Here is a 22,220-nt window from a genome sequence, read left to right on the forward strand (position 1 = left end):
CATTAGATAAAGGCCGAAGCAAAACACGAACCAACTTCAAGTCGACTTCGAATCAACTTCAAGTCTCGAACCGTTTACACCAGGACTCTTTTAATCCATAGCGCTAAAATTGTATGCGATAAGTGACGCCAGTTGCCAATCTTCATAAGTATCGATATCTAGGCTTTCAATATGATCATCCATGATAAACGGAATAATATCAGGACTATAAATATCACCGTAGGTATCAAATGTTTCTCTAGAAAAAATATAAATAGCACCGTTGTAGTGATATAAGTGCTTCTCTCTAGAACTAACATTGGCATTTTGTATATAGCCCTTGGAATCGATAGTATTTAGCCAATGAAGAGGAATACCATGTTTACATACTGAAACCAAGGTTTTTCCTGATGACTTTATAAAAGAGTCAATCGCTAAATTTATCGTTGCCGATTTGCGAAATGGAGATGTGGGTTGTAATAATGTCACCCACGCGATGTGCTTTCCTGTATGCTGTTCATACATTGCAATCGTTTCACTTATAGCGTCTCTTGTTGGCGCATCGTCAGTGGCGGACTCCACCGTCCGCAGACCGGGTATATCGGCACCATAAAGCAACGCAATATCTGCTATTTCCTGATTCTCCGTGGCGACACAAATATTTTTAAGTTGTTTGGTATTTTTTGCCGCATCAATGCTCCAGGCAATTAAGGGCTTACCTTCTAAAGGTTTGATATTTTTTCCCGGAACTCGCTTTGAACCCGCCCTAGCTGGTATGATTGTTAGGTTATTATCCATGGTAAACTCAAGCATAAACTGATTTTCCAAAAGCTTTATAGAAATGCTTACGTAAATAACTGGCTATGTTCGCCACATCATTACACCACAAAGTATTAATGTTATCGGGGTTCGCTACCGCCATAAAATCTACCATAACGATAAGCTCTCTTGCTCTACATTCCTCAAATTCTTGGTTAATATTGAAAACCTGCTGATTATCATATGCAGGTTTAGGCGTAATATTTTCAGTAACAACCCAACCATCCTTATTTTCTTGCTTGTGAAGTCTGTAGTAGTTTTTAACAAGTTGTTCAATGAGGTGTTTTTTGTCTTCAGGTAAGCGATCTATTTTCATTTTTTTGCCCATACAATCCACTCTTCGGTATATATATCATCGCTTGTATTTTCTTCAGTAATTCTCTTTATAGTCTTTGAACTAAATTGAGAAAAATGTTCCAATAATTCATCCCTGCTGAAAAAGTGAGAAGTTCCCATACCTTGACAAGGCCCAAGTAAGGGTGCCTTTGATGTATGTATATCGATCATCTCACCTGTTTTACTGCCGGTGGTATTGTTACCCCACACTCTAGAATACATAAAACCATTAGGTTTTAGCACTCGGAAGGCTTCTTTATAAGCATCATCAATTGTCTCACTATTATTTGCATAGATGGACAAATTATCTACCACAATCGTGAACATCTCACTCTCATAGGGTAAAGATTTAAAATCACCAACAGATAGAAAATAAAACGGTGTACCTTTTTTTTGTTGACTACTTTTTATTAAAGATAAATTTTTATCTGCGTTATTAATAGCACTGGGCGAGCCATCGATACCATAAGTCTGAAACCCTTCGCACAAAAAAAAGCTTAAGTTAGCTCCTGCACCACAACCTAACTCTAAAACACTCACTGCTGACCTATCCTTATTCTTAAACTCTCTCATAACCGTTTTAACAAGATCAATCTCAGGATATTTTCCCCATGAGCGTTGAGAATGATGTTTCTCCCAGATACTATCCATAAACAACTCCATGTTCTATAGGATTTTCGATTTGGAAAAACTTCTTAATTAACAGCTTGTCATTTATTTGTGTATTTTTAATAACATCAATAATTTTATCTGACGCTCTACCCTCGCCATACGGATTATGGCAATTTTTCAGATTTTTTTGAAACGAAGAGCCATAGATTTTTTCTAATGCAGAGCGAAATTCATTTATACTATTTCCCGAAATATCCACAACGTTGCAGCTTCGCTTTCTACCAGATTGACGTCCACCAATATTAATACAAGGTAAGTGAAAACTCGGTGCTTCCCATATCCCGCTTGAAGAGTTCCCTATCATGTATTTAGCATGATGCATCATCGAATAATAACCCTGACGTGTAAAGCTCTTCTTTATAATGAGGTCTGGACGTTCATTGGAAAATATATGAAGTTTAGATACTAACTCTTCAAAACCGGGATCAATATTAGGATAGGTAATAATAGGTATTTCAGGTTGCTGTGATAAAAAATACAAAAGGTTGTCAAACTGAAGGCGGAAATTCTCGCTCCCAATTGTCAGCGGGTGAAAGGTACAGAGTAACAAATCATTATCTTTAGGAATACCTTCACACTCAAATAACTGCTCACGAGTTAATAGCTGGATATTATTTACTGTATCCAAAGCAGCATCACCAGTAATTGTGACACGCCACGGCTCCTCTCCCATTTGAATGACTCTGTCGTAATGTTCTCTCATGGATACCATATGTAGATGAGATAATTTTGTCATAGTATGGCGTACTTGATTGTCAAAAGCTCCCTCGGTAATGTCTCCACCACATAGATGGCAAATAGGAATTCTCAGGCAGGTTGCAGCACAATACAGTGCTAGATTTTCAATTCTATCTCCTGATACTAAAATCATATCAATATTATGTTTAACGATAGCTTGCGAAAACTTATCAACACCAATAGATAAAGACTTAGCTAAAGACTCTCGACCTTGATCCAAAATAAAGAAATCTATTTTCTCTGATATCTCAATATCGTCTTCTAGCAATTGCTGATATGTACTGCCAAATTCGCTCAACAGATGCATACCACCACAAAAAACTTTAGCATTGATGTCAGAATCATCAATAGCAGCCCGCATTACTGGGTACATAGTACTGTAATCAGAACGAGCTGTCGTAACTAGCGCTAATGTCATACTCATAAAATAGTTTCTATATAGACCCGTCTCTATCTTCTACAAATAAATAGCAGCTGACCTTTGTTAACACTATGGCTTATACTGCCATTAGAATAGTCCACAGTTAGCCAACGATAAGAATGAAAACCTGCATCTGATAATAATTGCATGACTTCTTTACAAGTAAATAAATGGCCATAAGCAGGATAATACTTATCATCGATTCGCCATTGAAAATGAGCATCACCACGAGAATTGTCAGGCACAATATTATCTAGCACCCTTCGATAAAGAGAGACAAGTTTTCCGTAGCATTCATTGTGGCGATTATTCACATCGAAAATAAAATAAGCATTAGCAGATAGCATATTTTTAATTTTTTTTATTATACTTACCCGATCCTGATGACTGGGAATATGGCCAATGACATTCCATAAAGATAGGATCAAGTCAAACTTTCCGATATTTTCTTCCCAACCATCTTTACTATTATCGATCACCAGATCCGCCTGCTGATGCCCTCGGCATAGATTCAACATCTGTTGGCTAATATCGGCTTGTACAAGTCGTTTGGCTCTGAGTTCTCTTTTCAAATATGCGCCTCGAACACCATCTCCAGCGCCAAAGTCTAGTATCGCTTCAACAGAACTCACTTCATCAATGATAGCCATATTAATAGCATCAATATATTTTTTTTTATTGATGCTGTATTTCCTGTAATGGTTAGCAAAAGCATCGTAAGATGCCTTTTGTGAGTTAATATCAACATAGTGACAATCACTCATGACAAAGCATACCCCACTCAATCGGCTGATCCTGTTTTATATCCATACTTAAACGTCGTCCTTCCAACTCATTTAACATATTTGGTGCAATACCTCTTGCTGGACGTTTAATCTTAATATCTTCGATGGATAGAATCTGACCTTTGTTAAGTGCTCGTGATGCTACAAGGGATTTTCGTATAAGTGCTTGATTGTCTTGTTCGCAAGGAACACAGCGTTTAACACCATCCCCCAACATCAAGCAGGTGCTAGCCACATTAGCAACAATCTCTTTTAGTTCTTCAGGCTCTATTGAGGCGCGATGGTCTGGACCGTCCATATTACGATCTAAAGTAAAATGCTTCTCTATAAGAACTGCACCTAAAGCCGCCGCGACAGTAGGTGCTAGTGTCCCTGACGAATGATCAGAATAACCTACCGGCACAGAAAATTTTTCGCGCATGGTGATTATTGCATTTAAATTTAGCTGTTCTTTTTCTGCTGGGTAATTAGATACACAATGAAGTAGAACCAATTCCCTAGCCCCCTCATTTTTTATCACCTTAAGTGCGGCTTCAACCTCATGCAGGTTACTTGCACCTGTTGATAGTATAATCCCAACACCAGTGCGAGCGATACTCTTTAAAAATGGGTGGTTGGTAATTTCACTTGAAGCAACTTTAACAGCTTTAACCTTTAACTCATTAACCAAGAAATATAGACTAGGCTCATCAAATGCTGTACAAAGAAATGGCATATCCACTGTTGAGCAATATTCTTTTATTTCTCTAAGTTGCTGATGACTCAGCTCAAGTAACTTTGCCATTTCTAACTGACCGCCACCTTCTCCTGTAGTTTCTTTCTGGTATATTGCTTTGTCAGCATAACGACTAATTTCTTCTTCAGCGACGAAGGCTTGAAATTTAACAACGTCAGCGCCGCAAGCTTTTGCCTGATCGACCATTCTTTTTGCCAAGACTATATCGCAATTATGATTAACGCCTACTTCAGCTATCACAATTGGCCGATCAGTAGTAGTAAAGTCTATAGTACGCGATTCAAAATTCATATATTACCTTTTCAGTTTAAAATTTTCACTGACGTACTAACTTCTGTAAGGTGGAAAAAACTGCGAATTTAGCACAGAATTTCCTTTTGCCGATTCAAATGCCATTTTCATTTTTGTCAACTCATTATATTTTTCCTTATCAAAAACTTCTTTTGATTGATAAAGCACTTTATAGGAGGAAGTAAAAGACTGTTTAAAGCGATACAAATTGTCATCGCCACAAGAAGAGTAGCCACCTCCTAAAAAATAAAGCTTGCAACCTCGATTCTTTGCCCAAATTGCAGTGTCAAACATCAATAAATGATTGGCATTTAATGATGTAAACTCTGGATCGGAACATGAAAAATGGTAGTAACAAGCATCATGAGCATGAATTAGAAAGAAAGAAGCAATAACAGTATCGTCTATATATGCATTAAATAATGAACATGCTTTACGACCTAAACAGTCTCTACAATTCAAAAAATAATTTTTAGGAAATTTCCATTCATCACTAGCATTAACTCTTTTCATTGTCGCTATATACGAATAGTAAAAATTACTTATTTCGCCATCGTTTAATGACATCCGCCGAACTTTAACGCCTCGTCGCCGAGCACTTAATATAGCTTTTCGCTGCCTTTCTTCAATGTTTAGCCATAACTCAGAATATGATTTTGTTAAATCTATATATGCACAGCGCTTGCGTGCATACACATCAAAACATTTACTTTTTGTACGCAACTGCATTTGTGAAAAGAATGGATGGTATGAACAAAACTCAGTAATAGCTCCTATGCTTATTAAAAACTTATGTTTTATTAATTGAAACTCATCAAATTCACTTTCAGATAATTTTTTATTAGCTATAACACCACCAAAGCCATAAGGACTTTCAATGTCTACGACATCTGCCGCTATATTTTGAGATAGAAACTCTAAATTTTGCATCCGTTTAATAACAACAGGCTGCAATATTTTAATGCCTGATTTTACATAATATAAACCAAAAATTTCGGCATTATAGGTTTGACGATAGATGTCGAGGTACTCTATAGAGAAATGCAGATCCTTGTATATATCAGGCAAACCATCAAAAAAAGATTGCCAAGTTTTTCTGTCAACCTTATTATTACCCAATAAATATATCTCAGGTTCTTCACATTTTCTCAATTGCATCTTCTACCGCCCACATAACCTCGCGTCGAGTAAATGCCTCTTTACGAGGTAGAATCAAAATGTTTTTGGTTTTGGCAACGCTTTCCTCTAACTCTTCACACAGTGAAAAATAACCTTTTTTGGGGTATTTATGTGTAACAGGTGCTTTTTTAATTTTTGGGGTATCAATAATTTTAGCATCGCTTTTAAGTAAGCCCATATTCATGCACTCTTGCCAAACATAAAGCTGAAAGTTTTCTGGGTTTTGCCAGAAATCACTACCAATCGTGGCTGGACATTCGACACTAATAAAACTATTACCATCGCTGTCTACCTGATTGCTATAAAGGCCTGCAGCGGCGCTACGGAAAACATAACGATCAGGTGTGAATTGATGAAAGTAAGTGTAATTATTTACCTTATTTTCCTTAACTTTAAAGTAAAAAACGACCATGGGAGTAGCATGAACTTTATCGTCTAATCGTCCATCACCCTTCCAAGCTTTGGCTAAAAAGTTGTAATCATTACCCCAAAAAACACGATCGGCCTGCAGATGACAGCCGTCATCTAGTATTATTTTCGTACGACGTTCATTCTCTATTTGTAGGTGATTCACACCTCGTCCTAGCACACATTTAACACCCATGGCACACAATCTTTCATACATGGCCTCACAAAAACCCCTCATTCCTCTCCTACCAGGATACATTGATACAAAATCGTCAACCTTTCCTACTTTAGCTCTCCTTGCTGCAAGCCGGCGGTCTAGTACAGGGTGTTTTTTTAATTCCAGCGCCATGTCATCGGGCAAGAATTTCAAACGATGATATGCTGTCTGTCTCAATGCATCTGCTTCAACATCGTGGGCGGAAATACCATAGATATGACGCATTGAATCACTCATAAGCTTGGCTGCGGTTATGCCATACATTTCCGTCATTTTTTGGGCAGCGCTCACAGGTTTCAAGGACGGCTCATGATTTAAACACTCAATAACTTCAAAGAGTATTTTATTTTGCACCTCCGAAGGAACGTTAACCAAATCAGGAATGGCGAGCCCTGGTGTCGTTACATCGTTATAAACACTGGCGTAACTAAAGTCTATAGCTAACACATCACCATCCATAACATCTTCAACAATTGCCGCAAGATGCTTAGGTATTGAATCAAAGAGGTGTACACCATTATCCGTATAAAAACCGTCCCACTCCGAAGAGTACATAATACCACCTAAAAAGGGCGCTTTCTCTACCAGCGAGACAGACATACCTTTTTGTCGTAGTAAAAATGCGGCCATCATTCCCTTGAATCCTCCCCCCACAACTACACAGGATTTTCCTCGATAACTATTCATCTTCTCACCATAGGTATCACTTGTGATCTACTTTTGGTTTGCGCTTTTTCGTAATCTTCTTTACGTCCAATATCTATCCAGTAATCTAATATAGGGAAAGTATTTATACTGTTTCCAGACGCTAATTCTTTTCTCAATAAAGTGGGCATATCCAACGGCGTGTTTTTCCTGACTTTTTTAACAACCTCAGGATCCAACACATAGATACCAGAATTGATATTAACCTTGTGCTTTGGCTTTTCAATAATCGACTCAACATGCATATCCATACTATTGACTACGCCATAAGGTATTTCGTACTCATATTCACTAGTACACATAGTAGCGCTGCCACTTTCCTGCAAATGAAAGTTTAAAAGTTTTCGAAAATCTATACCTGTAAGAATATCCCCATTCATGACAACAATAGGTAACTTAACGTCATCTTTTTTCAAAAGCCCCAGAGCGCCTGCAGTACCTAGCGGTTCTGTTTCTTCTATAAACTGTATATCTATTCCCCATTTCTCTCCATTACCAAAGTATTTTTCAAAAACTTCTGACATATAGTGTGTAGATATGTAGAATTTATTGAATCCATCATCTATAAAACGCTCTATAATGATTTGCAAAATGGGTGTATCGCCTATTTTTAGCATAGGTTTCGGGCAATCAAATGTTAATGGGTGTAGCCTTTTTCCAAAACCTCCAGCCATTAAAAAAACAGGATTATCTAATTTATTTTCACAGAACTGATTTTTGACAAAAACCGAAACAATTCGCTTATTTTTAATAACTGGAATACAGTTGATATGCTCTCTTTGCATAATAGAGGAAACTGTTTTTCTCGAAATTTTATCGCTAACAAATTTTGGCGACTTATTCATTATTGCGCTTATTTTACAAGAAACATCTAGACCTTTAAGTAAACCTCTCCTAATATCACCATCTGTAACAGAGCCTACTAGTTCACTTTTACGGTTAACTATGAAAGCCATCCTCACTGTTTCTTTATTTATAATACTCAGAGCATCTTTTATAGTTTTATTTTCATTGAGTAAAAAATTTTCCCAGTTATTACTCATAATACTACCTCTATTTTTCCAGTAACTGCGGAGAACTGGGCAAACACACAATTCTCTGATAAAAGTATCGCGCATTATGCATTTCGCTGGAGCTACATGTTTTATACATTGGCAAATCGTCCATTAATTTCCAAGCGGGCCTAGCCTGTATTTTATTTTTCTGCAGAACGGATAAAAGGTGATCTCGTTGATTACGGTCTTGGCATACCACTGTATTTAACCAATAATTTGACTGACAGCTTTCAGGCTCCTGTACACACTGATATTCACTACCTCGAAAGAAATCCTGATACTTTATTGCAAGCTCACGTTTCGCTCGCAACAAACTGGGTAAACGACTCATCTGTGCACAACCTAAGGCCGCGTTAATATTTGGCATTCGATAGTTAAAACCGATACCATCGTGATCAATTTCTTTTCCTTTTATACGACTAGTACTAGTGATATGTCGGCTACGCTCACCGAATTCTTTATCCTTAGTTAGTAACGCCCCACCGCCACCAGTAGATATAATTTTATTGCCATTAAAGCTTAAAGTGGCGCAGTCACTGTTAGCACCCACCCCCTCTCCCATATAAGTCGAACCTAAGGCTTGGGATGCATCTTCGATAAGAGCAATATGCCAATCACGGCATATACTCCTTATCTCCTGCAGTTGAGGTGCATGACCGAAGGTATGCACTGCAACACAAGCACTTATTCTTTTACGACTTGTTTTATTTATACAGTTGCCATGATCGTCTAATACCGCATTTTCTTGTAAGTAATTGGCCAAAGATATGGGACATAGGCCCAGAGTTCTTGTAGATATATCAACAAATGTAGGCTCAGCACCTAGATAAGAAATAGCATTACATGTAGCGACGAAAGTAAAAGATTGTGTGATAACAATATCATCTGCCTGAACACCTTTTAGAAAAAGCGCGGCGTGTAATGCTGAGGTACCATTAACCAGTGGTACAGATTTTTCAACACCACAAAAGTTTTCTAAAGAAGTAGCAAAACCATCGACAAAAGCGCCAACACTGGAGATGAATGTACTATCTATCGCTTGGTTAAGATAGTCTTTCTCCAGGCGACCGATACAGGGCTGATGCAAATTAATATCGCCATTTGTAGAAAATAAATCCTGAATAAACTCAACTATTTGTCTGTCCATATTTTACCTACAATATACTTATACTCCACACATCGCTTACATTTTCTCATCTAAAGACTTGCCCAGTTCCATATGTCTAAATTGTGGAACTGTGGCGGATACGAGATTTACTAATTGCTCTTTTGTCCAGGTTCTGTGATTAATAAGTTCTAATATGCTAGATTCAAACTTATCTATTCTAGACGCGTCGAAATTAGGAAAATTTTTGACAATACCAATGGCTGAAAACCGCTCCTGGTCAATCTGTTCTTCAATATCGTAGAACTCTTCAAAGGGTTTCTCACCGGTGGTATCGGTTTTGGAGAAAAAGCAAGGCCATTTGCCTACGTCTGATAGTTCTTTTACTCGACTCCGTGCTTCTTCTTCAGAATCACACATCATCGGGATATAACCTTGACTTTGCACGTAGTTGCAAGCAATCTTTGACAATGCCACAAGCTTAGTAGAACTATCTAATTTAGGAAAAAAGATATCACCATTTTCGCCCAGGAGCGCAGCGATCACACATAATTGCCCGGCTTCTTCATCGGAGATGAAATAACGTTTTATATCCGTAGGAGCAACAATAGGTTGGCACTTCTCTATACGCATTTTGAAGCTATGAAGCAGTGAACCGTCTGAAAACGCAACATTAGCAAAACGAGCACTAACAACCGATACCCTATCCTTTTGCTTATAGAGCATCATTTCCATAATACGTTTACTGGCTCCCATAATGTTTACGGGGTTAGAAGCTTTATCACTAGAAACTGAAAAATATTTTCTCACCCCCATTGCAGCGGCAATCTTCGCAAGCTTACCCGCCAATAACACATTTACTTGTAACATTCGCATGAGTGTATATGGGTCTTTCTCACTTCTAACATGCTTTAGGGCTGCCAAGTTAAAGATGTAGTCATAGTTGTTGTGTACTTCGATGAAATAATCAAATTCATCTGAATTAACATCAAGCGCAAAAGTACGAAATTCTTTAGATTCATGTACAGTTTTAACATTAGAAGAGCGAATATCCCTGACAAGTTCTGCTAAGTTGTTTTCGCTTAGATCTATCACATGCAGAGCTAAAGGCTTGCGTTGTAGTAGCTGTTTGACCACTGCTTGCCCAATTGATCCAGCGCCACCGACAATCAAAAATCGAGAGCCCTGAATGATCTCAGTTAAATCCGAGTTGCAACAGGATAAATCCTGATGGAAAAGTAAGGGACTTCGCTCAATGGTGCGGCAAAAATCTGTCATGATATTTTCATGCTCTCTATCTCACAATCTGACAACAAAACAACTTTTTGGTATAAAATCGAGGTAATTGCCAAATATTTGACACTATTAAAAATAATCTAGTTGTGATTTTTAAAATTGCAAGAAATAGACCGAAAGGAATGGTTTGAACTAACTCCGAGTTGGCAGGTAATAAATAGCGCCACCAGAAGGTAGATTATTAACAGGGTAATTTTTTCAATAATGTGGTAGAGATTCTTCTTAGGCTCGATTTACCCCTGTGAATACCTCACGAGAATAGTCTATACTTAGAATCTCTAATACAAAAATAGTATAAATAACTATTCTTACCTCACTTACCCTATTTGTTTCCACGCTGAATGAATATTGCCAATAAGCACAGATGCTTCATCGAGTAACGCTTGATCATTATGAGTATGAGCTTTAGCTAAAATACCTAAAATATACACGTATAGCGCATCTAGGTTTTCCGATATTTCACCACCATCTTCCTTGTTTAGGTTTTCTCTCAGGCCATTAACAATACCTATTGCACTATTAATCTTACGCCCTTTTAGCTCAATATTTTTGTATTGCATTGCGCCTTTAGCTTGCGAGATTCTTTCTAGCAGGCCTTCGAACAACATTTCAATCAACTGATGAGGTGTAGCATTTTCTACACCTGAATGATTTCTAACTACGTTATATGAAGCAGCAGCACTTTGATAGTTCACACATAACCTCGCAGACCATTACATTTTAACCATATTTTCCTTATCGACCTTATCATGGTGAACTTTAGAAATATCAGCATTTTGTTTTGCGAGTGCCTTTTAATTATTACCTGATGTGAAAGGTAGCGTATCCACTAAATTATCTAAAAATGATCCAGAAGAATTTAATGATGAAATAATACGTTCCATGGCAATATATTGCTGAATTAATCGTTCTTCAAAGGCTTCGATCCGTCTATCAAGTTGTTCTTGTTCACTATCGAGACTCTCTAATCGATTTTGTAAAGTAGTTTCACGCTGAACAATGGGGCCTGAATTAGAGAGGAAATCATCAATTAACCTTTCCAGTTCGCCGGCGAATCCTCGTGAAAAATTAACGGTAGCCGATGTGGCATTCTCACCAATAAGCATGGCCAATCCCTCACCAGGCTGCCCTAAAGCAGGCAATAACACGTTGGCCGAGCCAAAGGCGGTGACTCCGTCCACAGTACCGGCCACTGCACGGCCGTTGCTACCCGTTTTCACAGTCAATCCTAAATCACTCGAACTATCAGTACTGGCACTTAAAACAGAAACAACAGACGAACTTCCGTACTGAGTGGAACTGATGTCAAAACCGCCACTAGTACTATTAAAACCAACGGTGACCGCTGCATTAGCAGCACTTAGAACAGTGTCGGCATTGATCGCACTTTGAATCGCACCGGCAAGTTCGGTTTCGTTATTATAAGTAGCCGTAGGTATTGTGATGGTGCCTGAAGTGGTGCCATTAACATCGAGGCTGAAAGTATAGGTCTTACCTGTTGTATCTAAGGGAAAGGAGATACCACCGGCAATGGCACCTCCATCATACAAGCCGCGTGCAGGTGTTTGGGTTATAACAACATCATACTGTCCAGCGGTGGTATTGTCGTTAAAACTATTAATGGTAATGCCATCGGCAGAAGAAGAAGTAAAAGGTGCAAACAGTTTTTGGATATCGAGAAAACTATCGTTAAATGCTTTACTGAATTCTTCTTCTTCGATAGTCAGCTTACCGTCCAGTTCGGTACGAATACCAATATTAGTCAGTGAAGTTAGATTCGAATCGGACAAACCCGGAATCGCACCTGCAATCAGTGCTCTAACGCGAGATAAAGCAGACTTAGCTAGTCCATCATTGGCCAATGATCCAACTACTGTGCTGGTAACCCCCTCATCATTCGTCACTTCGTTAACACCAAAAATTGAATCTACCGCATCTAGAAAAGTATTGTAGGCGGTAACAAAGTTTCTGATGTTTTCCTCTGCAAAGTTTTTATCATCACTGACGGTCACACTTACCGTTTCACCGACACTGGTCACTTTCAATAAATCTAATGTTAAACCATCGACCACGTCGCTAATCGTATTGGATGAACGACTTACTGACAGACCATTTACGGTTAGTTGAGCATCTTGACCACGCTGCGTTTCTAGTGCTTCAAAGCCTGTAACTCCAGTATTAAACGCAAACACAGATAATCCACTACCATCTGTATTGGTAGGGGAAGCACCTGCCTCCGATGCGACAATTTCTAATTGGTTTTGCTCGCCAGATTCAGCTAATAGTGTTAAGTGGTGATCGGTACCATCAAAAACAATAGAGGCGCTTACCCCAAAATTACCAGCATTGATGGCATCCCGCAGTCCTTCTAAGGAGTTATTGGAACTGTCTATGGTGACAGTAGCAGAATCATGAGTGCTATCTTGAGTAAAAGCACCATTTATCGCACCTGCGCCGTCTCTAGCCCAAGCACCGAAATTAAATGTTAAAGTGCCCTCTCCCACAGCATCAGTGACGTTGGCAAAACCGGTAAAGGCAAACGACTGTGATTGCGCGGTTTGTGTGGCGGTAAAAGCATAGGTACCCGTTTGCACATCCGTATCTAGGCTGGTTGGGACGATAGCATCACTTTGTGTAAAAGACGCACTTTTGCTAAACAGCGCTTCTGGATCGGTAAGGGCTTTGGCAGCATCTTTTAAAGTAGATAAAGCACTGCTAAGTAGCCCAAAATCTGAGATTTGAGTCTGTGTGAGCTCCCGTTTACTATCGATACGTTCTTGAGGTGCCGCTTTTTCAATTGCAGTAAGTTGCTTCACCAGAGAATTAGTATCTATCCCGGAGCCTGCACCAATGCTTTGAATAATATTGTTGTCTATCATAGTTATCGCTCCGTCCTACTATATCGCCTTTATCACCGCGTTTGTCTCGCGGGTGAGCATAACTCAATGTGAAAATAACGCGATGTATAGTGCAATAAAGATTTACTTGAACTTATGAAATACTCATAGAGTAACAGTAAGGCTTTAGAAGCAAGTTTTGCGCCTATTAACCTCTCAATGACCTTGCAATAATCTACTAAGTTAATAGAAATATATAACGAACTACTCCTGTCATCAAAATAGTAATTTATATTTTTATTTAACAAGAATTTTTCAAATAAAAATATAAATTACTTCCACATAATTATTATCGTCAAAAATAATGATAACTATAGGAATAAAAAGTTTGAAAGTTATGGGGCTTTATGCTTTGGTAATCGCACACAACAGGAAAAAGACGCCCGAGCTACTCGAGCGCCTATCTTTAGGTGCGTGTAGACTATCCTAACGCATTAAGCAAACGAAACTCACCATCATCTTTAAGCCTGCGCGCCAACTCCAAAAAGATATCTTCTGGGATTTGGCGAATCAGCTCGCCTGAATCACTGTCAACGACTTTAATCACTGTTTGATCCAAGTCGTTATCTACTGAAAATTGCAAATCACGTTGCAGTGATTGTACGTAGTCATTGACATTGACAATCGCTGTTTGTAATTCCGGTGCAGATACAGGTTCAGCTTGTGGCTTTTCTGTTTTTTCTGCATTTCCAGCTTCTTCAGGTAAGCTATTACTATTTATGGATGAAGGAGTTTCTTTAGCCCCTTTCGATGAAGCAGAATTAACCAATATAGTACTGGCTATCTGAGAACTTCTTACTTCATTCATGGGATTATCCTCTCACTAACGACTTTAGCCAGTAAAAACCGGCTAAAGTCTAATATCAACTGAGTGACTCTAACCTATTACTGTAGGAGCGAAAGCACCTGCTGTGGTCTTGCATTCGCCTGGGCTAATATCGCCTGTGACGCTTGCTGTAGTACCTGTGCCCGACTCAATTGTGCCGTCTCTGACGCAAAGTCCGCATCGACAATCCGCGATCTCGCAGCAGAGGTTTTCTCGGAAATGTTCGACAGGTTAGATACGGTAAAATCCAGCCGGTTATTGACCGCACCAAGCTCCGAACGTTGCGCATTCACTGTCTCCAGCGCCGCATCGATAACATCTACCGCCGATTGTGCACTGGCAGCTGTAGAGACATTAATGCCCGCGATTGAGCCCGCGCCAGACACTGCATTCTGCTCTTGAAAGCCCGTTAATGACTCCACGTTAGCCGCTGTAGCATTATCACCATATTTAATTTGTATGGATGATCCAGTAGTCGAACGCAATGCGACTCTAGCGGTATTACCCGCAGCCTCAAACGCGACGACACCTGTCTGTTCAGATAACTTATTAATCTCTTCAATAACATTATCTACCGCAGTAGCCGCCGCACTGGATGCAGAAATCGCACCGATGTCAACACCATTAATTACCAGATCACCCGCATTGATATCAGTCAATGTAGCTGCCGTGCCTGCGACAACAGTAGCACCTTGTAGGTTGCCATCATCATCCTGAACATTAATACCCACTGCATCTAATTCAGCTGCACTAGCACCTGTGCCCGCTTCAATTTTAACGCCGGAGTTCTCTATGCTGGTATCGTTAAATACTAAAGCGAAGTTAGCTGTCGTGGTCGTTGTAAAACCAGATGCGCCATCAGATGCAGAGTCATCCGCAACTAAAAGAGTCTGCGCTCCTGCCGCACTTAGTATCAGTTTTCCATTGTCATCCAAGGATGCAGACACTGTGGTTTCAGTATTAATTTTATTTACTAATTCATCGATATTATTAGTGTCGGTGATACGGTAAATTGTCTGCTCACCATCGCCGTCAGTTAGCGTGATATCGAAAGATTCATTATTAGCTGCAACTAGTACACCATCACCTGCAGTATCTGCTTCAAGTGTCACCAGAGATGCAACTTCGGCGCCTTTACCGTCTAAGTCAGCATTAATAAGTGCTAATGCCTCATTAATGTTGGTGGCATTGGCAGTAGTAAGTGCAGAAATTGCTACATCATTAATGGTGAGTCCTGCAGTTCCACTTACTGCGCGCAGGTCAGCAATACCAGCAGCTGTACCCTCACCGATAACGTCACCACCAGAACCTCCTAGTGAGGAAGTACTAAAACCAGAAACTGTAAAATCAATAGTTTGATTGGATTCTGATCCCACTTGCAATGCAATATTACCCAAACTGCCATCGAGAATATTTTGCCCATTAAATGCTGTCGTTTCGGCAATACGGTCAATTTCAGCTTTCAGCTGTTGCACCTCTGCATCCAATGTCGCTCGGTCAGCATCAGAGAAAATACCGTTTGCAGATTGAATCGCCAGCTCCCTGCTACGCTGTAAAATGTTGGTAACCTCATCCAAGGCACCTTCTGCTGTTTGAATCAAAGAAATACCATCATTAGCATTTCGTACAGCTTGATCCAAACCGCGAATTTGAGATGTTTGGCGGTTAGAAATGGCTAGACCCGCAGCGTCGTCGGCTGCGGAATTGATTCTACGACCTGAGGCCAATCGTTCGCTTGCTCTGTCTAGATCTGCACCAGACTGAAGCAACTGACGTTGGGCATTCAGTGAAGAAACATTTGTATTAACTACTAGAGTCATAAGGCTCTCCTAAATGTTTGATATTTAATGCCAGCGAACTTCGACCCATTTATCGTGAAGACAATTTAAAGCTACAAAGTTTGCCGCTCTTACTTCCTGTAAAAGGTTCTCGGCAAGAAATTGCCGAACTTTAACACTCATTAATTATCAGGTTTCTTTGTATATAAAACCTGACATCGATTTTTTCAAAACTAGTTAATACCTTTAAAATCAACAAGTTAACAAAATCATTCTTGTAATTGACATGAGAAAAAATAATATTTTTTGCGACGACTAAGTTTTAGAAAGGAATTTTTAAATAGATCATTTTTGATTTAATTAAAAATTAACATGACGGAAAGTTATTAGCTAATACTAATACTTATTAAGAATATATTTTTATTCTTTTTAATAAAGGTAAGGTAAAGATTTTGACAAAAATTATCTTCATGACGATATTAGTGCCTCGCCATGAAGATACCCATATATTGCGATAACTACTCAATAACTGAAGTCTTAACCTTGCAATAGCTGTAAGACCTGCTGCGGTTGTGCATTGGCCTGAGCCAGCATTGCTTGAGATGCTTGCTGTAGCACTTGCGCACGACTTAGCATCGAGGTTTCTGCTGCAAAGTCTGCATCAACAATTCGCGAACGTGCTGCTGAAGTTCTTTCTGATACGTTGGCGAGGTTGGAAACAGTAAAATCTAAGCGGTTATTAACAGCACCCAAATCAGAGCGTGTTGAATTAATTTGCTCCAGTGCGACATCAATGATATCAATCGCGTTTTGCGCTCCTGCGGCCGTATCAATTTTGATACCTGAGACTGAGCCACTACCAGCAGCGGAGTTTTGTTCTTGAAAACCCGTGATATTTTGCACATCGGCTGCAGTTGCACCATCACCGTAACGAATCGAGATAGCATCCTCATTGGTTGAACGTAGGCCGATAATAGCGCCCGAACCACCTTCAGCTTCAAACGCAACCACCCCTGTTTGAGTGGACAAGATATTAATCGCTTCAATAACATTATCTACCGCTGCCGTTGCCGAAGTAGATGCTTGAATAGCGCCTATTTCAATGCCATTAATAATTAAGTCACCGGGATTAAGATTGTTCAGTGTTGTTGCCGTACCAGCGGTTACGGTGGCACTTAATAAATTACCATCGTCATCATTGGCGTTGACCCCAAGATTATCCAACTCCCCTGCAGTAATAGCGGTGGTAGCCTCTATTTTTACACCATTATTATCGGTACTGGTGTCGGTAATGACTAAGCGAAAGTTCTCAGTTTCATCATTACTCGCTGCACCTGTAGCGGCTTGCCCTGTAGAACCATCTTGCACTCGAATACTGGTGCCATCTGGCGCGCTTAATATAAGACGCCCAATTTCATTGACTTGAGCCCCGATGATAGTATCCGAATTAATTTTTGCCACTAACTCATTCATACTGTTGGTGCCGGTAATAGTATACGTTTGAGCTTGACCATCACCATCTGTCAAAGTGAGCACTAAATTTGAGGTGCCCGGAATTAATACACCATTTCCAGCCGCATTAGATTCATAAGAAATTAATGTTGAAACTTCAGCACCTTTACCGTCCAAATCGGAGTTGATAATTGCAATGGCTTCGTTGATTGTGGTCGCATTGGCAGTAGTAATTGCACTGATAACCACATCATTAATTTGCAACTCATCACCGCCGGTTAACGCAGTAAGATCAGCTAAACCATTTGCGACTTCATCGCCAACAATATCGCCAGAACTCGACCCTAGTGAGGCAGAAGCAAAGCCTGGGATCTCAAGGTCAATAGTTTGATTCGACTCAGAACCCACCTGCAAGGTTACATTACCCAAGCTGCCATCGAGTAGTGCCTGACCATTAAAAGAGGTGGAATCGGCAATACGATCTATTTCAGCTTTTAGCTGCTGCGCTTCAGCATCTAATGTCGCTCTATCTGTATCAGAGTAGATTCCGTTGGCGGATTGAATGGCAAGTTCACGCATACGTTGTAAAATATTCGTTACCTCATCCAACGCACCTTCAGCAGTCTGAATCAGTGACACGCCGTCATTTGCGTTTCGAATAGCCTGATCCAAACCACGTATTTGTGACGTTTGTCGATTCGAAATCGCCAAGCCTGCCGCGTCATCTCTGGCGGTATTGATTCGTCTACCGGAAGCTAAACGTTCCATAGCCTGAGCCATATCATTGCCGGACTGAACGAGTTGCCGTTGAGCATTGAGCGAAGCAACATTAGTGTTAATGACTAAAGGCATAGCTTTTCTCCTGTAACCTCTTTGAGCCACTGTTATAAATGCTTGAAACATATTGCCTATATAGATAATGCTTAAATCGGCAATTAGGTTTCACTACAGGTTATTGAGCAACGCCTGTGCCAATATTAGAAATGCTTTATTTTTCAAAGAGATATAGAAGAAAAGAGTTTTTACATAAGAGCTAATGAGAAAAAGCGGCAAGGTCTGTCGGGGTACAAGAAAAAACTTGCCGCTTTATTTTTAAGATTATTATCAGTTAGTTTTGTGTTAATTCAATCCAATTAACATTAAAGCCACCAGCTAACACTCGCAGCCTCAGTGTATGCCTACCTGCAGACAAATTACCTATCTGCTGATTCAGAGTTGTCCAGTTTTGCCATCCTCCTGTGCTACTTATATTAATGTTTGCACGAGACACACCATCAATTTCAAGTGTGAACTTAGCACTTGAATTAGGTGAAGCAACACGAATATTCGCTTTGTAATTGCCACCACTAGTAACGTTTATCGGATACTCTAACCATTCGTTAGTGGCCATCCAACCAATGTTATGACCACCGCCAGCATCCGTTGTCACTTGTATATCCACATCGTCATTACGATAACTAGTACCACTATTACCTACGGTATTATCGAAAAAACCAACGTAATCTTCCGCTTGTACTCGACCGGGAATTGATGTGGCGGAAGCACTAAAACTTAACCAGTTAACATTAAATAAAAAACCATTTGCACCTTTAAATACAGCGAAAATATCTTTTACACCCGAAGTTGTATTAATAAAGTCTGCACTCAAAGTTTGGTAATTACCCCAATCACCGGTATTGGTAATATTAATGCTTGAAAGTAAGGGGCCAGTAGGAGAATTTATACGCAACTCTAACGTTCCTCCCTGACTACCACTGGCGACTCGTGCGGTAAATTTATCAAGATTACCGCTACCAAAATCCACACGATTAAACCTTACCCAGCCACCATTTTTTATATAGTCGACCTGAAACCCTCTTGGTTCGTTGCCCTGGACTAAGTGAATTTGCGCATTATTAATACCGTTATGACGATCTACTTGAATAATGTCTCCCGCTTTAGGTGTGCCTATACCACGAATGGTTGCTACTTTCTTTTGGATGCTACCATCACTGTTAAATGATATTGTGTCGGCACGCATAGAACGAAGGCGGTTGTTACCACTTAATGACCAAAAGTGATAAAAGATATACCACTGATTTTTATACTGAACAATAGAATGATGGTTGGTGCCGTTGGCTATATTCGGCATTATTTCACCCCTATAATTATAGGGCCCCATAGGGCTTTGCGCGGTAGCATATTCAATTGCATAGCCATTCGAGCCAACTCGGGGAAAGGTTAAATAATAGATGCCGTTGCGCTTAAACATAAAGGCCCCCTCTTTGTAACCGGTGGGCAAATCATTAATAAATTGTGTACTACCTTGTGTTTCCTTCATGTTATTTTTTAATTTAACGACTCTTAAAGTTTCACCACCACCGTGAAACAAGTATGCCTGCCCGTCATCATCAATAAAAACGCCCGGGTCAATCCCACTGACTCCTTGAATGTAGTTATTTTCCAAGATAAATGGCCCGGTTGGACTATCTGACACCGCAACACCAATACGACGAAAAGCGCTACCATCACTGGGAATACCAGGGAAATAGAAATAATATTTACCATCTCGCTCAATAGCATCTGGAGCCCACATACCATAAGAGTTTTTCTCGCCCCAAGGCACATCGTTTTGATCAATGATAACACCATGGTCTGTCCAATTCACAAGATCATCTGTCGAAAACACATGATAGTCCGGCATACAGAATCCATTCGAACCTTGATTAGCCGTACATGTGTCAACGTCATGAGATGGATAAATATAGAGTCTGCCATCAAATACCCTTGCCGTAGGGTCAGCAGTATATAAATGGCTAACCAAAGGATTTTGTGCAAATACTAAAGAAGAAAAAAATACAGAAGAAAGAAGAGTAGATAAAGGTCTTATCTTTAGCAATAATTGCTGCATAACAATACCTCATTATTTTTTTTAGTTTTGGAGTTGACTGATACTACTACAAAACTATTTTTTTTATCTTATTAAAAGCGACAATACTCAGCTAAAACACTAGACGCTCTATATTTTTTTGTTTTTCAAATTATCTTAATAAAGAAAGCGATAAGCATTCCATACAAATTTAACATATTTATCGATAAAGTCGAAAATCAAAAAATAAAAAGAAGTATTAAAAATAGGGATATTGTTAAATTGAACTAGAACTAGAACTAGAACTAGAACTAGAAGTCATAGTGAGCGAGCCCTATTTTACATAATATAGGATGATTAGTTAAATTTTATTAAAAATTAAATTTGACTATATTTTAGAGTTGACTAAATAAGGTTAAGCGAGTAACACGAACAAAAGATGCTTGTGCAGCCTCAAGAATAAGTGTCTGTGAAGAAAGGCGTGCGGCTGCTTCGGCATAATCAATATCTCGCAAGGATGACAGTAATTCTTGAGATATTAATTTCGAATCTAAATGCAATTGCTCTGTGCTATCAAGTGTATTAAACCTTGCTCCAAGTTCGGCAACAGTCTCTAATACACTGGTTTGTGCATTAGAAAGATTATCGATAGTGTTTGCCACAGCGTCAGAAAGCGTCTCACGTCCTTCATCAGTACCATCATAAATTTTCATTGCTTCACTAAAACGTGCGACTGTTGTCAAAATATCTTGTTTTTGTGTAGATTCGATAAAAAATTGATCGCCTCGTTCTGTAGGTGTTGCCGATGCAGGATTGCCACTAATCCTAAAGCTCACACCTTGTATTTGAATTTCATTGCCCTGGACATAAGGCTGATTAGCAACAATAATTCTATCGGTTGAGCGTTCCCGCGCGGTAAAATTCTTACCCGGAGGCGCTATGGTATTATCTTGGTTAAATGTAATAACGATATCTTCAGGGTAAAAATCATCATAGACATCCTGATCAATCACTTGACCTATAGATATTTCCGCCGCAGGCTCCGAACGATTAGAGGAATTGGCCACGGTAAAAATTGTATTACGTGCACTTTCGATATCAACAAAGATTTCCTTCCCTGAGTCACTGGCTGCAACGGTAGTGTTATTAGCGATTTTAATAAACTGTTGACCTTCATCCCCTAAGTAATTAAAACCTGAGTTAGCGCCTCCTACAAACGGAGCCGTAGTGCTTTTATAACCGGCAAAAATATAGTCACCATTTGAATTCTGTGAATTGAGTAAGTTAGTTAATTCCTCTAAGCGCGAGTCCACTTCATTAGATAAGGCAATATATTCATTTTCAGATAGTGTCGCAGTGTTCGCTGCCTGCACAGCAAGCTCTTGCATGCGAACAATAATATTATTAACACCCGTGAGTATGGATTCTTCTAACACCATATTATTTTTGGCTGTATTGATATTTCTTTCAAATTGCGTAACGTCAGCTAGCTCTTTGTTAATTGCAAGTATCTTGGTCGATGCTACCGGATCATCCGAGGGATTAAGAACACGGCGACCAGTGGATAGCTGTTGCTGTGTTTTAACAACCGCCTGGTTGGCTAATCCAATGCTGTCGTTGGCAATATTAAAAATTTGATTCGATGAGATACGCATAGTGCAAACTCCTGTTATAAGG

At 39.5% G+C, this 22,220-nt stretch carries 18 protein-coding genes; all 18 read right to left on the reverse strand.

Annotation, left to right across the window (positions count from 1 at the left end; all coding sequences use genetic code 11):
* Positions 1-90: 90 nt before the first annotated feature.
* A complete protein-coding gene (locus BVC89_RS17935) occupies positions 91-792 on the reverse strand; it encodes an acylneuraminate cytidylyltransferase family protein (RefSeq protein ID WP_086932514.1) in 702 nt (233 codons plus the stop codon).
* On the reverse strand, positions 785-1,114 hold the full coding sequence (locus tag BVC89_RS17940; RefSeq protein ID WP_158658010.1) for a hypothetical protein: 330 nt from the start codon (positions 1,112-1,114) through the stop codon (positions 785-787). The genes BVC89_RS17935 and BVC89_RS17940 overlap by 8 nt, the downstream gene beginning before the upstream one ends.
* A complete protein-coding gene (locus BVC89_RS17945; RefSeq protein ID WP_158658011.1) occupies positions 1,111-1,785 on the reverse strand; it encodes a class I SAM-dependent methyltransferase in 675 nt (224 codons plus the stop codon). Before BVC89_RS17945 ends, BVC89_RS17940 begins: the two co-directional genes overlap by 4 nt.
* The gene (neuC, locus tag BVC89_RS17950; protein ID WP_086932517.1) at positions 1,778-2,968 is read right to left on the reverse strand and encodes a UDP-N-acetylglucosamine 2-epimerase; all 1,191 of its coding nucleotides are present in this window, start codon (positions 2,966-2,968) and stop codon (positions 1,778-1,780) included. Before neuC ends, BVC89_RS17945 begins: the two co-directional genes overlap by 8 nt.
* A gap of 26 nt (positions 2,969-2,994) precedes the next feature.
* The gene (locus BVC89_RS17955; RefSeq protein ID WP_086932518.1) at positions 2,995-3,729 is read right to left on the reverse strand and encodes a methyltransferase; all 735 of its coding nucleotides are present in this window, start codon (positions 3,727-3,729) and stop codon (positions 2,995-2,997) included.
* A complete protein-coding gene (neuB, locus tag BVC89_RS17960; RefSeq protein ID WP_086932519.1) occupies positions 3,722-4,777 on the reverse strand; it encodes an N-acetylneuraminate synthase in 1,056 nt (351 codons plus the stop codon). Before neuB ends, BVC89_RS17955 begins: the two co-directional genes overlap by 8 nt.
* A gap of 36 nt (positions 4,778-4,813) precedes the next feature.
* Positions 4,814-5,935, reverse strand: coding sequence for a GNAT family N-acetyltransferase (locus BVC89_RS17965; RefSeq protein WP_086932520.1), 1,122 nt, complete (start codon positions 5,933-5,935; stop codon positions 4,814-4,816).
* Positions 5,916-7,268, reverse strand: a complete 1,353-nt coding sequence (locus BVC89_RS17970; RefSeq protein WP_086932521.1) for an NAD(P)-binding protein — start codon at positions 7,266-7,268, stop codon at positions 5,916-5,918. The genes BVC89_RS17965 and BVC89_RS17970 overlap by 20 nt, the downstream gene beginning before the upstream one ends.
* Positions 7,265-8,329 carry a nucleotidyltransferase family protein gene (locus BVC89_RS17975; RefSeq protein WP_158658012.1) on the reverse strand — a complete coding sequence of 355 codons (1,065 nt, stop codon included), beginning with the start codon at positions 8,327-8,329 and terminating at the stop codon, positions 7,265-7,267. The genes BVC89_RS17970 and BVC89_RS17975 overlap by 4 nt, the downstream gene beginning before the upstream one ends.
* A 10-nt stretch (positions 8,330-8,339) precedes the next feature.
* Positions 8,340-9,488: a LegC family aminotransferase gene (locus BVC89_RS17980; RefSeq protein WP_086932523.1), complete on the reverse strand. Its 1,149-nt coding sequence runs from the start codon at positions 9,486-9,488 to the stop codon at positions 8,340-8,342.
* 36 nt (positions 9,489-9,524) lie between these two features.
* Positions 9,525-10,724, reverse strand: a complete 1,200-nt coding sequence (locus BVC89_RS17985) for a polysaccharide biosynthesis protein (protein ID WP_086932524.1) — start codon at positions 10,722-10,724, stop codon at positions 9,525-9,527.
* Between the two features lie 335 nt (positions 10,725-11,059).
* Entirely contained in the window at positions 11,060-11,437 is a 378-nt protein-coding gene (fliS, locus tag BVC89_RS17990; protein WP_245929134.1) for a flagellar export chaperone FliS, read from the reverse strand.
* Positions 11,438-11,536: 99 nt separating this feature from the next.
* Positions 11,537-13,621 carry a flagellar filament capping protein FliD gene (gene fliD / locus BVC89_RS17995; RefSeq protein ID WP_086932525.1) on the reverse strand — a complete coding sequence of 695 codons (2,085 nt, stop codon included), beginning with the start codon at positions 13,619-13,621 and terminating at the stop codon, positions 11,537-11,539.
* A gap of 439 nt (positions 13,622-14,060) precedes the next feature.
* Positions 14,061-14,447, reverse strand: a complete 387-nt coding sequence (locus BVC89_RS18000) for a flagellar protein FlaG (protein WP_086932526.1) — start codon at positions 14,445-14,447, stop codon at positions 14,061-14,063.
* A gap of 77 nt (positions 14,448-14,524) precedes the next feature.
* A complete protein-coding gene (locus BVC89_RS18005; RefSeq protein ID WP_086932527.1) occupies positions 14,525-16,285 on the reverse strand; it encodes a flagellin N-terminal helical domain-containing protein in 1,761 nt (586 codons plus the stop codon).
* 495 nt (positions 16,286-16,780) lie between these two features.
* Positions 16,781-18,547 (reverse strand): flagellin N-terminal helical domain-containing protein, encoded by a 1,767-nt coding sequence (locus tag BVC89_RS18010; RefSeq protein ID WP_086932528.1) that lies wholly within the window; start codon positions 18,545-18,547, stop codon positions 16,781-16,783.
* 256 nt (positions 18,548-18,803) lie between these two features.
* Positions 18,804-20,585 (reverse strand): carbohydrate-binding protein, encoded by a 1,782-nt coding sequence (locus BVC89_RS18015; RefSeq protein WP_086932529.1) that lies wholly within the window; start codon positions 20,583-20,585, stop codon positions 18,804-18,806.
* Positions 20,586-20,938: 353 nt separating this feature from the next.
* Positions 20,939-22,198 carry a flagellar hook-associated protein FlgL gene (gene flgL, locus BVC89_RS18020; protein WP_086932530.1) on the reverse strand — a complete coding sequence of 420 codons (1,260 nt, stop codon included), beginning with the start codon at positions 22,196-22,198 and terminating at the stop codon, positions 20,939-20,941.
* Positions 22,199-22,220 lie beyond the last annotated feature (22 nt).

It is taken from the genome of Agarilytica rhodophyticola (assembly GCF_002157225.2).
Lineage (GTDB): Bacteria > Pseudomonadota > Gammaproteobacteria > Pseudomonadales > Cellvibrionaceae > Agarilytica > Agarilytica rhodophyticola.

Coding starts and splice junctions, on each gene's coding strand:
- BVC89_RS17980 (WP_086932523.1), bottom strand. CDS start 9,488: ATGGACAGACAAATAGTTGAGTTTATTCAGGATTTATTTTCTACAAAT.
- BVC89_RS18010 (WP_086932528.1), bottom strand. CDS start 18,547: ATGCCTTTAGTCATTAACACTAATGTTGCTTCGCTCAATGCTCAACGG.
- BVC89_RS17940 (WP_158658010.1), bottom strand. CDS start 1,114: ATGAAAATAGATCGCTTACCTGAAGACAAAAAACACCTCATTGAACAA.
- neuB (WP_086932519.1), bottom strand. CDS start 4,777: ATGAATTTTGAATCGCGTACTATAGACTTTACTACTACTGATCGGCCA.
- BVC89_RS18005 (WP_086932527.1), bottom strand. CDS start 16,285: ATGACTCTAGTAGTTAATACAAATGTTTCTTCACTGAATGCCCAACGT.
- fliD (WP_086932525.1), bottom strand. CDS start 13,621: ATGATAGACAACAATATTATTCAAAGCATTGGTGCAGGCTCCGGGATA.
- flgL (WP_086932530.1), bottom strand. CDS start 22,198: ATGCGTATCTCATCGAATCAAATTTTTAATATTGCCAACGACAGCATT.
- BVC89_RS17970 (WP_086932521.1), bottom strand. CDS start 7,268: ATGAATAGTTATCGAGGAAAATCCTGTGTAGTTGTGGGGGGAGGATTC.
- BVC89_RS17955 (WP_086932518.1), bottom strand. CDS start 3,729: ATGAGTGATTGTCACTATGTTGATATTAACTCACAAAAGGCATCTTAC.
- neuC (WP_086932517.1), bottom strand. CDS start 2,968: ATGAGTATGACATTAGCGCTAGTTACGACAGCTCGTTCTGATTACAGT.
- BVC89_RS18015 (WP_086932529.1), bottom strand. CDS start 20,585: ATGCAGCAATTATTGCTAAAGATAAGACCTTTATCTACTCTTCTTTCT.
- BVC89_RS17975 (WP_158658012.1), bottom strand. CDS start 8,329: ATGAGTAATAACTGGGAAAATTTTTTACTCAATGAAAATAAAACTATA.
- BVC89_RS17945 (WP_158658011.1), bottom strand. CDS start 1,785: ATGGATAGTATCTGGGAGAAACATCATTCTCAACGCTCATGGGGAAAA.
- BVC89_RS17965 (WP_086932520.1), bottom strand. CDS start 5,935: ATGCAATTGAGAAAATGTGAAGAACCTGAGATATATTTATTGGGTAAT.
- BVC89_RS17935 (WP_086932514.1), bottom strand. CDS start 792: ATGCTTGAGTTTACCATGGATAATAACCTAACAATCATACCAGCTAGG.
- BVC89_RS18000 (WP_086932526.1), bottom strand. CDS start 14,447: ATGAATGAAGTAAGAAGTTCTCAGATAGCCAGTACTATATTGGTTAAT.
- BVC89_RS17985 (WP_086932524.1), bottom strand. CDS start 10,724: ATGACAGATTTTTGCCGCACCATTGAGCGAAGTCCCTTACTTTTCCAT.